Below are 15,155 nucleotides of genomic sequence, written 5' to 3' on the forward strand. Positions count from 1 at the left end.
TATTTGCCTACAATATTTATCTAATTAGCAAGTTTAAATAGATATTTTCACTTCCTTATTTACCCTATTTATAGATGGCTTCCTAAGATTTATATGATGTCCATTGTCTGTCCTGAGAGGCGTTGATGCTAGTATCATTAACTTTACATCAGTTTGCGTTGATTGCTCAGCATGAGCTGAGCGTGGCTGAAGGTTTTAATGTCATCACTGGTGAAACAGGTGCTGGCAAGTCGTTATTGCTAGATGCACTATCACTATGTGTCGGTGAGCGAGCAGACAGTGCGATGGTCAGGCATGGCGCTGCGCATGCGGATATCTACGCTCAATTCGATGTAGAAAATAACAGTGTCATCGCTGAGTGGTTTACCAAAAATGAGCGACCGCTAGAAGAGCCTGAAGTACTTATTCGTCGACAATTAAGCAATACTGGCCGCTCAAAAGCATGGCTAAATGGTTCACCGGTTAGCTTAGCGGAGCTAAAGAGTTTAGGCACTTTACTGGTCAATATACATAGCCAACATGCTCAGCAAGCATTGCTTAAGCCGCAATTTGTGGTGCAATGGCTTGATGAGATGGCACAGATAACACCGTTAGCCATCCAAACTGCCAGTAGCTATCAAGCCTATCAGCAGCTAAAACGTCGAGCGGATGACATCGCGAGCCGCGAAGCCCAGCGTCAAGATCGTATTCAGTTGTTGCAGAGCCAATTAGCAGATATTGCGCCGTTATTGGCTGTGGACTACTCAGAAGTTGAATCTGAACATGAAGAGCTCTCCAATATTGAAGCCTTGATGCAAGAGGCCAGTCACGGTCTGCATTTGCTCGACAATGATACTGACGAGCCAGATGTCATGACCTTGCTCGGACAAGCGATTAAACTCTGTGACAACCAAGTAGGCGTCAGTCAAACGTTTGAGCAAGCTTCTGAACAGCTCCATCTAGCACAGCAGCAAATCACTGAGGTGACTGCGCTGCTATCAGATTATGCCGAACAGCAACTACCTGATCCTGAACGCTTGCAAACATTAGACAACCTAATCAGCTTAGGACATCGTCTGTCACGTAAGCATAGCTTGCCAGCGAGTGATTTAATTGATGAAGCAAAAGGCTGGGAAGCGCAATTAGAGCAGCTAGAGAACGAGCCAAGCAGTGATGCAATGGCAGCGCAAATTGAGCAGGCTTGGCAAGACTATCTCGCTCTGGCGACACAGTTAAATAAAGAGCGCACAAAAGCTGCTCCGATAATTAGTAAGCAACTCATCAAACAGCTACAACCGCTTGCGCTACCCAATGCTCGCTGTGAATTTATTTTTACCAAAAAAACCGAATCTAGTCAGTACAATGCTCAAGGTTGTTTCGATATTGATTTATTATTCAGCGCCAATGTCGGTATGCCAATGCAGCCTCTACACAAAATCGCCTCAGGTGGTGAACTGTCACGTATGGCGCTCGTGATGCAAGTCTTACAAGCGACCAATGCTGATAACAACGCCGCCAAGCCTATGTTGGTATTTGATGAGGTCGACGTTGGTATTAGTGGCGGTACTGCGCAAGTGGTTGGCGAACTGCTACGCTCGCTTGGGCAAACACAGCAATTGCTAGCCATCACACACCAAGCACAAGTCGCAGCGCAAGCGCATCAACATATCTTGGTACAAAAGCACCATCAAGAACAGACCGAAAGCGAGCTACTCATACTGACCGACAGTGCGCAAGTAGACGAGCTGGCACGTATGTCTGGCGGTGTCATTATCACTGATGTCACGCGCGATCATGCCCGCAGCTTATTATCCGATGTTAAATAACGCTCTACCTGACCTATCTAACGTTAAATAATTATTCGTTTTCATCAAAACGAATGGTTATTTGAATTTCAGTAATAGTCAGTAGCAATTAGTGCGAATCTTGCTTTTCTATTGATTATCACCATATAGTGGTCTTTCACCCTTGTTATTAGGTTGCGTTTGTTTCTATGTCTAAAACCAATTTGACCCATCATTTTTTGATTGCAGCACCAGAGCTGTCAGACCCAAGGTTTGAGCAGGCACTTATATATATTTGCCGTCATGACAAGCACGGTGCGCTAGGTCTGATGGTCAATCGTCCGCTTGAGCAATCTCGCGTAGGTAAGCTACTAGAAGATTTAGATATTGAAGTGACCAATCCGCAGGTGATGGAAGATGTGGCATTAGAGGGTGGCCCTATGTATCCGGAGGTCGGCTTTGTGCTGCATACTGGTCAGCCAGAATGGGCTTCTTCTTTTGCTATTTCGGAGAACGTTTGCATCACAACTAGCCAAGATATTCTAAAACGTATCGCCGCAGGTCAAGGCGTCGGTCATTATCAGCTGTGTCTAGGTCATGCCAGCTGGGGTAAGAAACAGCTAGACCAAGAACTGAGTAATGGTGATTGGTTAGTCTGCCCTGCTGATCTGAATTTATTATTTGATACACCGTTTGAAGAACGCTGGCAAATCGCAGCCGACAAAATCGGAGTCAATTTCGACTATCTTAGTAGTGACATAGGTCATGCGTAATCTCATACGCTCTGCGAATTTAGATAAAGACATAAAGGACACCCATTACTATGGTAGATAGTACTTTTACAGCCAGTAGCACAGACGCTATAGATAATGACATTGATATTGATACTCTCGATAACGGTAGCAATAGCACTGCTGAAACTATTGAGCCAGAGGTAAAGCCGCATCTTATCTTGGCACTAGACTACGGTGTCAAAAAGATGGGAATGGCACTCGGTAATACCATCACACAGACGGCACGTGCCTTTGACATTTTGGCAATGAATAACGGGCAGCCAGATTGGGACAACTTAATTGGTATCATCAAAGTCTGGGGCGTGGCGCAAGTCGTGGTTGGCCTACCGCTTAATATGGATGGCACTAGCTCCATGCTTTCAAAACGAGCGCACAAATTCGCTCGTCGTCTGGCCCATAGAATAATGGAGCAGCATTTGCCAGTGACCGTATCACTGTGTGATGAGCGGCTGACTTCAATCGAAGCAAGAGAAATCGCATGGGACAATGGTTGGATCAAAAACGAACGCGACCCAATCGATGATATCTCCGCTTGTATCCTAATGTCGACCTATTTTGCTGATCCTAATAGCAGTATCGCTATCGATGCAATCAAAGCAGAATAAAGCAGCCAAATAGGTAAAAGACACGTGTGCGGCTATAATGTCACTTCGATACATCGTACCTCTTAACGGATAAATGACTGATTACTATGACCACTGTCTCAGACCAACCCTCGCAACATAAGTCACAGCATGGTTTTGCTCCACTTGCTATTGCCCGTATTAAAGGCGCCCAACGTGCCAACCAAATAGCGATTTATCTCATTTATGCGGCTATTTTTGCATTTGTGGTCTTTGGCACGATTGCTAGTATCAAAGCTTTCCATGACAACCAGCTGCTTTATCAGTTATTTTACAATTTGCCCTACGCCCTGGTAGCCCTCACGATACCCATTACTATTTATGATGCATTGGTCGTTTATCGTTATCGCTTAAACCAACCGTCGATGATTGCCATGAGTATTGGCGTATCGACTATTATATTGGTTGGTGGATTAATTTTTGCCGATACTGCATGGTTGGGACTATCTTGTTGGCTAGGTGTGGCATTTTTATTTAAAGTAAGTTTTAAGCGGTTTTTTAACTTTTTAGAAGTAGCTGATACGCCTGATGCCGACGAAGAGGCTGAAAGTACTAAAGCATAGACGATCTACAAAGTACGCCATGATAAGCACTTAAGCAAACTACTTACCCTACTCGTCCTCCAACCCACTTATTTAGCTTTATGATAATGACTATGACCACTTCGATACCAGACACGCTTATCCACCATCACTTAGATACTCAAGGGCTCATTTGTCCTGAACCCGTCATGATGCTACACCGCGTCATTCGCAAAGCAGATGGCGGTGAAGTGATTGAAATATTGGCGACAGATCCGGCTACCACGCGCGATATTCCAAATTTCTGTCGTCATTTAGGTCATGAACTAGTAGGCCAAGAAACACTGGCTGAGAACGTGAGCTTAGACGCTGATCCTGATGAAATTACCATCGATAGCGATGAGGATACGCCTGCAAGCGTAACGCTATATCGCTATCTGGTTAAGAAAAAAATGGCATGATAAGTTTGGCATTATTTTAATAACTGTCTGTTATTGCTAACTTAACCCCTACCTGAGTATCATCCTATGAGCCGTGATCGTGCCGTGCAACAGCGTCAACCTAAAGCATTGGCGGTCGATGATGAGCCAGCTTATATGACTGAGTTTCGTCAAGCCATGCTGGCGCGCGGTCTAGCGACGCGTACTCGCAATGCGTACGTCCGTGACCTACGCTCTTGCGAGCTGACCAATTTTATAGCCCTGACACGATGGCAGCCTGATGATGTGCTGCACTGTCTGTCACTGCTTGCTAAAGAAGGCAAAACCCCACGTACCCAAGCACGCATGCTCTCAAGCTTGCGTCAGTTTTATCTATGGATGATTGCCAGCAATCTGCGTGAGGACAATCCTTGTGAACGTATTAAAAGCCCAAAACTGGGACGTCCGCTGCCAAAAGACTTAGCTGAGGCTGACGTAGATAATCTACTTGCTGCACCTGATACCAGTACGGCACTTGGACTGCGTGACAAAGCCATGTTAGAAGTTTTATACGCCTGCGGTCTGCGAGTGAGTGAGTTGATTAACCTCTCATTAGAGCAAGTGAATCTAAACTCTGGCTGGCTACAAATCACGGGTAAAGGCAATAAAACGCGACTGGTGCCCCTCGGCGAATATGCAGCGGATGCATTGGAAGATTATCTGTCTCATGGGCGTGGAGACTTGATTGCGCATTTAAAATCAGGCAATTGCCAAGCGGTATTTTTGACGGCGCAAGGCGGCTATATGACGCGGCAGAACTTTTGGTATTTACTTAAGAAGTACGCCAAAGTTGCCAGTATCGATAAAGAATTATCCCCGCATACGCTACGTCACGCATTTGCCACACATTTGCTTAATCACGGTGCAGACTTGCGTAGTGTGCAGTTATTGCTAGGACATAGCGATTTATCAACCACGCAAATCTATACTCATGTGGCAACAGCGAGATTGCAGAAATTGCATGCCGAGCATCATCCACGTGGGTAGCCTTGCCATATGGGCAGCATTGAAATCTAATATTATTGATGATTGTAAGAGGAATATATCGTGTCGCAAGCTCAACCATCTACCTTAACAAAGAGTCAAAACTCTGCTCTCCGAAACCTTACTATCATGGGTTATTTAGAGGGTACGTCTTTTCTATTGTTACTTGGTATCGCGATGCCACTCAAATATATGTTCGATATTCCAGAAGCGGTAAGCTATATCGGTCCAGTGCATGGGGTATTATTCGTTGCTTATGTCATGGTATTAATCATCACCGCGAGCAGAATAAAAATGCCGCTTTGGGCGCTACCTGCTGGTGTGCTCGGCTCGTTTTTGCCATTTGGGCCATTTATATTTGATCACTTATTAAATAAGAATTTGGGGAAGTAGTTTCGAAAAAAATTCACTATCAGGAACGATGTATAGCTGAATGCGGCTAACGATAATGCCATTCTATTCGCCTGCTGTATCTATCACTATTTTAGGATTACGTGCCTGTATCTCGCGATAAAAACGTGACTGGTCTTTTGGTGAGATTAGTATTTCTTCATCTTGATATGATATTTTAATCCTATCCAATGATAGTGCTGGCGCAGAACTCATGCTTTGTGTTGGCATAATATAGATGATATCTGTAAGCTCAATTTTTTGAACAGAGAACCCACTATCTACTTGTAGTTGGTCATTCGTTAATGTGTACTCAGTACCGAAGAAAGGTATGAGCATTAGTGCTGCAATAGGGATGAGAGTAACCGTCATTAATATAGTTTGTATGAGGGATTTGTGAGCACCTCGCTTCCACTGCCATAATGGAACAGACACAGTAAATAAGCTCAAACCCCAAAGTAGCAGTGCAAGCCAAAAGTCTATTTTGGATACGAATATAATGTCTGGCATAAATAATACTTAGAGACTATCAGGTTAAATTTGATTCTATATTAAGCGATGCCTCTTATCTAATGTCTCTAACATTTTTCTTAGAATTTTTTGCGATATAGCAAAATGCAGTTCCATAAATAGATAGCTGCAAACCCATCCTTTTCTCGTTACAATACCCTTATTAAAGTGCGTCATGATATACATGCTGCCTAACTGGGCTGCGCACTACCTTTTACCTATTCATTATCTGAGAATCCTATGAGCCACCCACTAAATCATAAGCCACCTGCTGACCTATTAAAAAACGCCGAACACTGGCGCGAAGATATCAATTTTCGCCAAGAAGTGCTGGGTAAGCCGTTTGATTTTGCGACCACGTGGGGCATTTTTTCACCGCAAAAGCTCGATGATGGTAGCTTGATGCTGCTTGATTATGTAGATTTTGAGCAAGATGATGATTCGATTGATTTGGGCTGTGGTTATGGTGTACTTGGTATGACGGCAGCACGTGAATGTCCGAATGGTCAGCATACGCTGATTGATAAAGACTTTATGGCAGTAGAATACGCACGCCGTAACTGTGAAAAAAATGGTCTAAACAATGTTGATGTACATTTATCAAATGGCTTTAATCATGTGGCAAAAGACAAAGACTTTAGCCTTGTGATGTCAAACTTGCCAGCCAAAGTCGGTAAAGAGCAGCATTACTTATACTTCCTCGATGCTTATGCACGCATGCGTAAAGGTGGCCGTTTTTATGTCGTCACCATCAATGGTCTGCGCCAATTTGTGAAACGCTCGTTTACCGAAGTGTTTGGTAATAGCGATAAAATCAAACAAGGTAAAACCTATACGATTACGATGGCGACCAAAGACTAGTTTTAGCTTTCCATGATTGAGTTTCGGCCATTTAAACTGAAGCTTAAATTGAAATCGACATAAAAAAGCACGCTAAATTAGATTTAGCGTGCTTTTTATTTTGTATGACCAACTATCCTTCTACATCTGGCGTTTTATCAAATATCCGCCTAATAGCGCGCTGCCGATAATCGGCAATAGCACCATGAGCATTGGTGAAAAGCCTGTGGCTAGCGATACAAAACCAACTAAGTCTTGAATATAGCTAAATAGCAAACCAAACAACAACGCCACGACGATACGCAAGCCTAAGCTGTGCGTCCGTAGCGAGCCAAAGACAAATGAACAAGCAACAATCACTAGCGACAATATGGATAATGGCGATAGTAGCTTTTGCCAAAATGCCACTTCATGCTCTAAGGAGCGATTGCCCTGTTGACGCATAAACGCGCGATGCTCGTACAGCTGCGTCAATGACAAATCTTCTGCCTTACGCGTCAGCAGATACACAGACTCTGGGGCAAAGGGTAAGCTTAACGTATCTGATGGTGAAACGGCTTGGCTACTCTCAAAACCTTGATTGATAGAGAGCTTAACCATATCGTTTAATTGCCACTCGTAACGATACTGCTCACTTGGCTTCTCACTATTTACATCAATTGGTTCACGGCCAGTATATTTCCCACCTTCCGCGTGGACAGCAGTTTGTAAATTACCGTTATTGTCCAAATGCCAGCGTTTCACCTCGCCAATATTACCCGCGACATCAGCATAATCAATATATAAAATATCGCTACCATCAGGTGTTGCACTGCCATCTTCTGCGGTTTCGAAACGTGTCTGTATCGTCCAGTAGCCGCGTACTGATGTGACCAGTGAGGTGCTGTCTTCATCATTAATCTGTTTCGCTAACTGGTTAGAAGACGGTAGGACGAACTGATTGATAGCCAATGCCAATAGCACAAATATCAAAGCGGGCTGTAATACCCAGCCGACGATACGATAGATACTGACCCCAGCCGCGCGCATGACGACCAGCTCGCTTTTATTAGCTAGCAAGCCCAATCCTATGACAGCACCCAATAGCGCACCCGTTGGGATAAATTGCTCTAAAAAGTAAGGCGAGCGATAAAAGATATATTTGAGCGCCTCGCCCATGGTGTAGTTATCGCCTAAAGAATCAAGCTCTGATAAGTAAGAGAAAATCAGCTGCAAGGCCCATAAACCAATGACGGCAGCGATAATAGCCAATAGAGCGTTGAGTTTGACATAGCGACTGAGGACTTTTAGATTGGCAGGTTTCTTAGCCAATTGATCAGACTCGGCTGACTTAGCAAATAAAGAGCGCATTAAAACTGCCCTCCTTGTGAGCTGTTGTTCTGATTATCTATGTCGCTAACTGAACTAGTGGTGGCAGCGGCTAGCCTATTTTCTTGTTTGCGAAAGCGCAGTCGATGTTGCACACGGCTACCCCAATTCATATAAAGCGCCAATGCCATAAATCCTAAGATAAGCCATGCATACGCCCATACGCTGATGCTGTCTTTGCTCACCGCGTTTTTGAGCGAGATGATACCTAATGCACAGCTGACAAATAATAAGATAGAAGGAAACAAGCGCAGCCAACGTCCTTGACGCGGACGGACTTGCGCCAGTGGCACGGCCAACATAGGCGCGATAATCATCAGCCATGGTAGCGCCAAACGATAGCCAAGCTCACCTTGTGCAGCGCGCATTGCACTGTTAGAGCCTGATGGTGAGCTACTCGTTGCGACTTGCCACAATGGTCCAATCTTCTGCATTTCAATATTGTCTTCGGTGATAACTTCCTGTGAAGACTCAGTCAAGGTGATGCGATAACGATCAAAAGCGACTTGATTATATTTCAGACTGCCTGCGCCAACTTCGTAACGACGTCCTTGGAACAAATCCAACTGAGTAACGCCGCTATTGCCAGTATTCACTTGCTCAGCACGCTTAGCCAACGTAATCGTGTCTTTGCTAATGTCCTTTGCACCACTATTTATAATATTTTTTGGTATGTTAGATATGCCAATTTGTTCGGCTGTTTCGCTGTCGATCGTATTATTCATATCAGTAGCATTAGCATCGACACTTTCAGCAGCACTACCTTTTTTCGCAGGTTCAGATTGGATCAAGATCACATCTTGCAATTTTTTCTTATCATCGCTGAGACTACCCACATATAAATGATAATTACCGCTACTGATAAACTCGTTCGGACGGATCAAATCAAACGCACTGGTCAATGCTTGCTGCTGCCACACAGCTTCAGACGAGCGAACACCCCAAGGCTTGCCAACGACAGATAGCGCCGCTTCACCAACGAACAGCGCCAATATTAACGGTGTCATTAACCGAGCAAGCTTACCTCGAGACACGCCACTAGCATTAATCACTGCCATTTCTTGATCGACATACAAGCGACCAAATACCAGCATCAAAGCGATAAAGAATGCTAACGGTAAAATGAGCTCTAAAAAATACGGTAGGTTATACCCAATGATCGTAAACAGTAGACTGACGTCCAAACGACCTTCAGCAGCGATGCCAAAATAGCGTATCAAACGACCGCCGAGCATCATCACTACCAAAAACCCCAACACTAAGGCAGTGGTCGAGGCAACTTGTTGTGTCATGTAGCGGCGTAATATCACAATGGGTACTCTTAAACGGTTGGTATGCGCGCGATTGATGATGAGCTTATTAAATATTTAGGACGTACGACGACATATCATCAGCATGATATGGGTCATCTAAATACTCAAATAACGGTAAACGTTACTAAGCGACTGGTTAGTCATACTCAATAAACACAAGCGACAGATATAACCGCTAATGCTAGCATGTTTTGCCCAAAAATGGCTGTGAAATGTGTTTGAAAACATTACCTACACCTTGCTGAGAGCGCATTATTGACAGTAAGTAACAAATATAGCAAGTATTGGATAAATAATTGATAAAACCTCAAATTACATCGAATTGATAGCATTTATAGCGCTAAGTTTTTGCTTTATTTATTTTAGAAAGGTTTGTTTGTCATTCGTATCATCGAACATTTATCTCTGTTATTAATTGCTAGACTGACTAATAGAAAAATATACTTATATCGTCAAACGGAGAATAATATTAATGAATAAAACGACCTCTACACCCTCTACCCTACTTGAACTCGCTGGCGGCACATTCGATGCGCTTGACTGGTCAAATTGTGCGCTCGTTCTTATTGATTATCAGAATGAATATGTCGATGGCGCTATGCTATTAGGGGACGCTGGGGCAAAAGCCATCGCCAATGCACGCCTAGTACTCGATAAAGCGCGTCAGCAAGATTTACCTATCTTTCACATTACCCATCATGGTGCAGAGAATGGCAATGTCTTTGATCCTTTATCAGCTAACGTTGAGATAGTCGAGCAATTGCAGCCGCAAGATGGCGAAACAGTGATTGCCAAAAAGCATCCGAATGCCTTTTATGATACGCAATTACAATCATTGATCTCAGCAACAGAAAAAAAGCAGATTATTTTTGCAGGTTTTATGAGTCATATGTGCGTCAGCTCAAGCGTCCGCGCCGCATTTGATTTAGGTTTCGATAGTTTTGTCTGCCATGATGCCTGTGCCACTCGCGACCTACCTAGCGCTACTAGAGAGCCGATAAGCGCTGAAATCATGCATGATACTGCCATGGCCGCACTACAAGACAGATTTGCCGCGATGGTAACGACCGATGAATTGGTCAATGGCTAATATGTTGGCATCATCGAAAAATGATAATGTAACCGCTACACCATAGCGTAAGTTAGCACAGCATAATAATTCAAACGTATTACCTAAGGCTTGCTAACTGCGCACGATTATCGCAATATGCTACACTACTGTGATTGCTCAACAGACCAAATAATCTAATAATCTGACAGGTATAAGCAGTCCTACAAATCCTGCAATTTTCATAACTCTAATAAGGATAACTATATGAATATCAAATTATCTCAGCATTTACCAAAGACTCATACGCAAAAAATCTTGAAAAAAGAAGCCAAAAGTAAAGACGATGCTTGTCTGGTTGTTTTGGTCGATGACAAGAAAAACATTCTGGCTGAATCTGTGCTAAGCGAATATACCGCTCGTATTGAGCAGTTGATTGAAGTATCACATTTCAAGGGTGCTACCTGTGAGACTGTTGCTGATTATGCGCTGGCAGGTGATAAGAAAACCACTAAGCAAAACCCTGTACAACTGCTGTTGGTCGGTGTAGGTAACACTGATAAGTTTAACAACACCGTACTGCAAAAAATTGCCAATACTATCTATAGCAGCACACAAAAGCGTGTGTCTTCTATCACTGTCGCCTTAGGTGATGCACTAGAAGAAAATCACTTTGGTCAATTTGCCCTTAATCTACTGGCAGCTAGCTACCGCTTTGACAAGTATAAGTCTGAGCAAGCAAGTCCTGTATTGACTGATGTCTATCTATTAGCTGATGAGTCATTACAGCCTGCACTTGCCTTTGCTCAGTCAGTATTTGCTGGTCAGAGCCTCACTCGCGATGTAGCCAATGAGCCAGGTAACATCTGCTTCCCAGCTTATATGGCTGAACAAGCTCAAGAGCTTGCAAAAACTTACCCTGACCTATTAACCGTGAAAGTACTAGGTGAAGACGAGATGGCAGCGCTAGGTATGCATTGCTTCTTGGCCGTTGCACAAGGCTCCACCAAAGAAGGTAAGCTGGTGCTCATGGAGTACCGTGGCAAATCAGAATTTAGTTCAAATGCAGGCACTACCGAGCAAACCACTAGCAACGCAAAAGTGAGTGGTCTAAAGGCATTGGCCGATAAACTACCAACCAAAAAGTCAGCTAAAAATGCAAGCAAAAGTAGCAATGACAATGCACAAGCGGCCAATGACGACGCACCTATTGTATTAGTCGGTAAAGGCGTGACCTTTGATTCAGGCGGTATCTCAATCAAGCCAGGTGCGGCGATGGATGAGATGAAGTTTGACATGGGTGGTTCAGCATCAGTACTCGGTACGATTAAAGCGTTGTGCGAAGCGCGTCTACCAATCAACGTCGTTGGTGCGCTAGCCTGTGCTGAAAACATGCCATCAGGTGATGCCACGCGTCCAGGCGATATCGTTAAAGCGATGAATGGTAAATCAGTTGAAATCTTGAACACTGATGCTGAAGGTCGCTTAGTACTAGCAGATACTTTGTGCTACGTGCAGCGTTATCAGCCAAAAGCCATCATCGATGTTGCCACTTTGACTGGCGCTTGTGTGGTTGCGCTAGGCCATGTGCGTTCAGCCGTATTTAGTAATGATGAAGATGTCCTGTTTGATTTAGAAAATGCTAGCAACTTATCAGGTGACCTAATTTGGCATATGCCTTTAGATGATGAGTATCAAGCTCAGCTTGATTCACCAATTGCCGATATGCAAAACATTGGTGGTAAAGGTGCTGGTGCCGTAACTGCCGCCTGCTTCTTATCGCGTTTCATTGAAGAAGGTCAAGCATGGGCGCATTTAGACATCGCTGGTACTGCATGGAACTCAGGTAAAGACAAAGCAGCCACTGGTCGTCCTGTGCCACTGTTTATGCAATATCTAAAAAACAGCGCAGAGATGGCTTAATCCATTTATGAAAATTAGTTTTTATGTATTAAGTGAAAGTAAGGCCCAAGATTTCTTGGGCTTTATTTGTCAGCTGACTCAGACGGCGCTTAACAAAAGCGCTCAGTCTTTGCTGATTTTAATTGAAGATGAGACATTACTAGCAAATCTAGATACGGCACTTTGGGCTCAAGAGCCTACGAGTTTTATACCGCATCAATGTCTTTCTGATAATGACAATAAAAGTACCAGTGATAGAGGTACTGATGATAGTAACATTGCTACTTCTGAAGTATTAGCGCCTGTACTATTAGGCAATCATATGCCAGCTGATTTTAATGGTATCGTGCTCAATACGACGACACGTCCCGTCAACGATTTTATGACTGCTACCAATAATTCAAAACCCTCTCGAGTCCTTGAGCTGATCCTACCTGATGCCACAAGTACACAAGAAGGTCGTAATAAATATAAAGCCTACCAGCAATTAGGTTACGATCTGACCCACTTTAAGGTGTAGCTCTACTGTTTATTTCCCTCTTACCTTTCATAGTGAAATCTCTTCCTACCTTATATATCACTGCCTATATTGCTGCTTTTACTCTCCTATAAATGAGGTATTCTGAGTAGCTAGCCCTTGCCTATAAGTGCTACATTTTTTGGTGGTGTGTCAAAAAGTATGCTGATTAAAATTTGAACAATTTTTGAAGCCTTGAAAGCCCTATAGAATCAGAGAACTTAGCATAGATTTCTTATTGACTTTTATCACCAGCATACTTTTTAGAACACCACCCATTTTTTTTATACTAGTTCTATAACTCTACTATCCCTCTGTTTGCACGCAACAGCTACTGCTATGAGCGGTATGCGAATATGTCAAAAAATGCTACCATCCTTCGATAAATTTTCTGTTGTGACAATTCACTTACTTTTAACGGACTTGAGGGTGTACAGATGCGTTCATTGATTGCGATGTATCAGCGTATAGGGCTGGTGCCGCTTATTATTATTGGTTTGGTATTAGGGGTATTGATTGGTTGGCTGGCGCCAAGTATCGGCACCGCCATAGGGTTGCTTGGTACACTCTTTGTCGGCGCACTAAAAGCAGTCGCTCCCATCCTAGTGTTTATTCTGGTTATGGCAGCCATTAGTCAACATCGCAGTGGCAATGAAGTCTACGTAAAGCCGGTGCTTATCATGTACATGTTCGGCACTTTTTTGGCAGCACTAACGGCAGTCGGTGCCAGCTTTTTATTCCCGACTGAGCTGGTCTTGATCAACGCCGATATCGCGCAAGTACCACCTGCTGACCTAAAAGAAGTCTTGACGAACTTGCTCATGAACTTGGTCGCTAACCCGATCAATGCAATCGCTGAAGCCAACTATATTGGTATCTTAGCATGGGCAATTATTATCGGTTTTGCATTGCGCCAAGCCAGTGATACTGCTCGCAATGTCGTTGGCGATTTCGCTGATGCCATCTCACAAGTGGTTAAATGGATTATTGCTTTAGCCCCATTTGGTATCTTAGGCCTAGTCGCTAGCACGGTTGCTGAGACAGGCTTTGCTTCTTTGGCAGGCTACGCACGTATCTTGATGGTATTAATCAGCTGTATGTTATTCATTGCGTTGGTTGCCAATCCGCTTATCGTCCTTATCAAAACTGGCAAAAATCCTTATCCACTCGTGTTCAGATGTCTGCGCGAATCAGGAATTACTGCCTTCTTTACACGTAGTTCAGCGGCCAATATTCCAGTCAATATGAACCTTGCCCGTAAGCTTGGATTGCACGAAGACACTTATTCGGTGACCATTCCACTAGGTGCTACCATCAACATGGCGGGCGCTGCGATTACCATTAATGTCTTAACGCTTGCTGCTGCTCATACGTTGGGTATCGAAGTGACGTTTGCATCAGCGCTGCTACTCAGTCTGGTTGCTACGATTAGTGCTTGCGGTGCTTCTGGTGTTGCTGGTGGTTCGTTGCTATTGATTCCACTCGCTGCTAGCTTATTTAGCATTCCAAATGATATCGCGATGCAAGTGGTTGCGATTGGCTTTATCATCGGTGTGATTCAGGATTCAGCTGAGACTGCCTTGAACTCTTCAACTGATGTATTATTTACAGCAGCAGCGGATCCTACGTATTCGCGTTAATTTCTGCTAAAGTGTTTTATATAGACATAAAAAAAGGGCCTTTAAAGGGCCCTTTTTTTATGCGGTATTTTGATTGTTTGATTACTTTAGGTTATCTATGTCGACTTCGATGACTGGTGTTTGCTGTTCTATTTGACGTTTAAGTTGGCGCAGTTGCTCAACCTCATCTAACAGCTCAAGTATCAAACCAATTGCTGGTACGCTGGCTTCAAAGTCACGACTCAGTCGTGATGCACGGCGCACTGTCGTCAGCTGATAACCAGTGAATTGCTCACGCTCTGGTACATCATACTCAATGATATTTTCTTCGATTAATTCGATGACCCATTGGCGCTCTTGGCCACAGGCAGAGACCAGTTCATCTAAGCTCATGATGATGTCTGTAAATTCAGTCGAGTGGTTCATAGCTATTATCCTCGTTTTCTCTTTATTTCATCGGTATCGTGTTCATCTCTGCTATTCG

16 protein-coding genes are annotated in these 15,155 nt (G+C 43.7%); 12 read left to right on the forward strand and 4 right to left on the reverse strand.

Annotation, left to right across the window (positions count from 1 at the left end; translation table 11 throughout):
* Nucleotides 1-125: 125 nt before the first annotated feature.
* The 7 genes from recN to JMX63_RS09560 all read left to right on the forward strand — a co-directional run bounded on the left by recN (nt 126) and on the right by JMX63_RS09560 (nt 5,557).
* Nucleotides 126-1,805, forward strand: coding sequence for a DNA repair protein RecN (recN, locus tag JMX63_RS09530; protein WP_201572153.1), 1,680 nt, complete (start codon nt 126-128; stop codon nt 1,803-1,805).
* Between the two features lie 167 nt (nt 1,806-1,972).
* On the forward strand, nt 1,973-2,536 hold the full coding sequence (locus JMX63_RS09535; protein ID WP_101204671.1) for a YqgE/AlgH family protein: 564 nt from the start codon (nt 1,973-1,975) through the stop codon (nt 2,534-2,536).
* A gap of 50 nt (nt 2,537-2,586) precedes the next feature.
* A complete protein-coding gene (ruvX, locus tag JMX63_RS09540; protein ID WP_227673305.1) occupies nt 2,587-3,162 on the forward strand; it encodes a Holliday junction resolvase RuvX in 576 nt (191 codons plus the stop codon).
* 86 nt (nt 3,163-3,248) lie between these two features.
* Nucleotides 3,249-3,743: a hypothetical protein gene (locus tag JMX63_RS09545; RefSeq protein ID WP_201572155.1), complete on the forward strand. Its 495-nt coding sequence runs from the start codon at nt 3,249-3,251 to the stop codon at nt 3,741-3,743.
* 92 nt (nt 3,744-3,835) lie between these two features.
* Complete coding sequence (gene tusA / locus JMX63_RS09550) at nt 3,836-4,162, forward strand: sulfurtransferase TusA (protein WP_201572157.1); 327 nt, start codon at nt 3,836-3,838, stop codon at nt 4,160-4,162.
* Between the two features lie 66 nt (nt 4,163-4,228).
* Nucleotides 4,229-5,167 carry a site-specific tyrosine recombinase XerD gene (gene xerD / locus JMX63_RS09555; RefSeq protein ID WP_201572159.1) on the forward strand — a complete coding sequence of 313 codons (939 nt, stop codon included), beginning with the start codon at nt 4,229-4,231 and terminating at the stop codon, nt 5,165-5,167.
* A 60-nt stretch (nt 5,168-5,227) separates the two neighbouring features.
* Complete coding sequence (locus JMX63_RS09560) at nt 5,228-5,557, forward strand: DUF3817 domain-containing protein (RefSeq protein WP_227673306.1); 330 nt, start codon at nt 5,228-5,230, stop codon at nt 5,555-5,557.
* Between the two features lie 63 nt (nt 5,558-5,620).
* Here the strand turns inward: JMX63_RS09560 and JMX63_RS09565 are convergent, their stop codons facing one another.
* On the reverse strand, nt 5,621-6,064 hold the full coding sequence (locus JMX63_RS09565) for a PH domain-containing protein (protein ID WP_201572161.1): 444 nt from the start codon (nt 6,062-6,064) through the stop codon (nt 5,621-5,623).
* A 240-nt stretch (nt 6,065-6,304) separates the two neighbouring features.
* Between JMX63_RS09565 and JMX63_RS09570 the strand changes: the two genes are divergently transcribed.
* Complete coding sequence (locus JMX63_RS09570) at nt 6,305-6,925, forward strand: class I SAM-dependent methyltransferase (protein ID WP_201572163.1); 621 nt, start codon at nt 6,305-6,307, stop codon at nt 6,923-6,925.
* Between the two features lie 120 nt (nt 6,926-7,045).
* Here JMX63_RS09570 and lptG read toward each other — a convergent pair whose 3' ends face one another.
* Together lptG and JMX63_RS09580 are read right to left on the reverse strand one after the other, a co-directional pair.
* Nucleotides 7,046-8,254 (reverse strand): LPS export ABC transporter permease LptG, encoded by a 1,209-nt coding sequence (lptG, locus tag JMX63_RS09575; protein ID WP_201572164.1) that lies wholly within the window; start codon nt 8,252-8,254, stop codon nt 7,046-7,048.
* Nucleotides 8,254-9,564 carry an LPS export ABC transporter permease LptF gene (locus JMX63_RS09580; protein WP_134292245.1) on the reverse strand — a complete coding sequence of 437 codons (1,311 nt, stop codon included), beginning with the start codon at nt 9,562-9,564 and terminating at the stop codon, nt 8,254-8,256. Before JMX63_RS09580 ends, lptG begins: the two co-directional genes overlap by 1 nt.
* Before the next feature lie 493 nt (nt 9,565-10,057).
* Between JMX63_RS09580 and JMX63_RS09585 the strand changes: the two genes are divergently transcribed.
* The 4 genes from JMX63_RS09585 (at nt 10,058) to sstT (ending at nt 14,692) form a co-directional block, all read left to right on the forward strand.
* Nucleotides 10,058-10,675, forward strand: coding sequence for a cysteine hydrolase family protein (locus tag JMX63_RS09585; protein ID WP_134292244.1), 618 nt, complete (start codon nt 10,058-10,060; stop codon nt 10,673-10,675).
* A gap of 225 nt (nt 10,676-10,900) precedes the next feature.
* Nucleotides 10,901-12,556, forward strand: coding sequence for a leucyl aminopeptidase (locus tag JMX63_RS09590; protein WP_201572165.1), 1,656 nt, complete (start codon nt 10,901-10,903; stop codon nt 12,554-12,556).
* A 7-nt stretch (nt 12,557-12,563) separates the two neighbouring features.
* On the forward strand, nt 12,564-13,055 hold the full coding sequence (locus JMX63_RS09595) for a DNA polymerase III subunit chi (protein ID WP_165596850.1): 492 nt from the start codon (nt 12,564-12,566) through the stop codon (nt 13,053-13,055).
* 434 nt (nt 13,056-13,489) lie between these two features.
* Complete coding sequence (sstT, locus tag JMX63_RS09600; protein WP_057757687.1) at nt 13,490-14,692, forward strand: serine/threonine transporter SstT; 1,203 nt, start codon at nt 13,490-13,492, stop codon at nt 14,690-14,692.
* Between the two features lie 81 nt (nt 14,693-14,773).
* Here sstT and JMX63_RS09605 read toward each other — a convergent pair whose 3' ends face one another.
* Nucleotides 14,774-15,097 (reverse strand): chaperone modulator CbpM, encoded by a 324-nt coding sequence (locus JMX63_RS09605; protein WP_134292240.1) that lies wholly within the window; start codon nt 15,095-15,097, stop codon nt 14,774-14,776.
* Nucleotides 15,098-15,155: the final 58 nt, after the last annotated feature.

This window comes from Psychrobacter nivimaris, assembly GCF_904846365.1.
GTDB classification, from domain to species: Bacteria; Pseudomonadota; Gammaproteobacteria; order Pseudomonadales; family Moraxellaceae; genus Psychrobacter; species Psychrobacter nivimaris_B.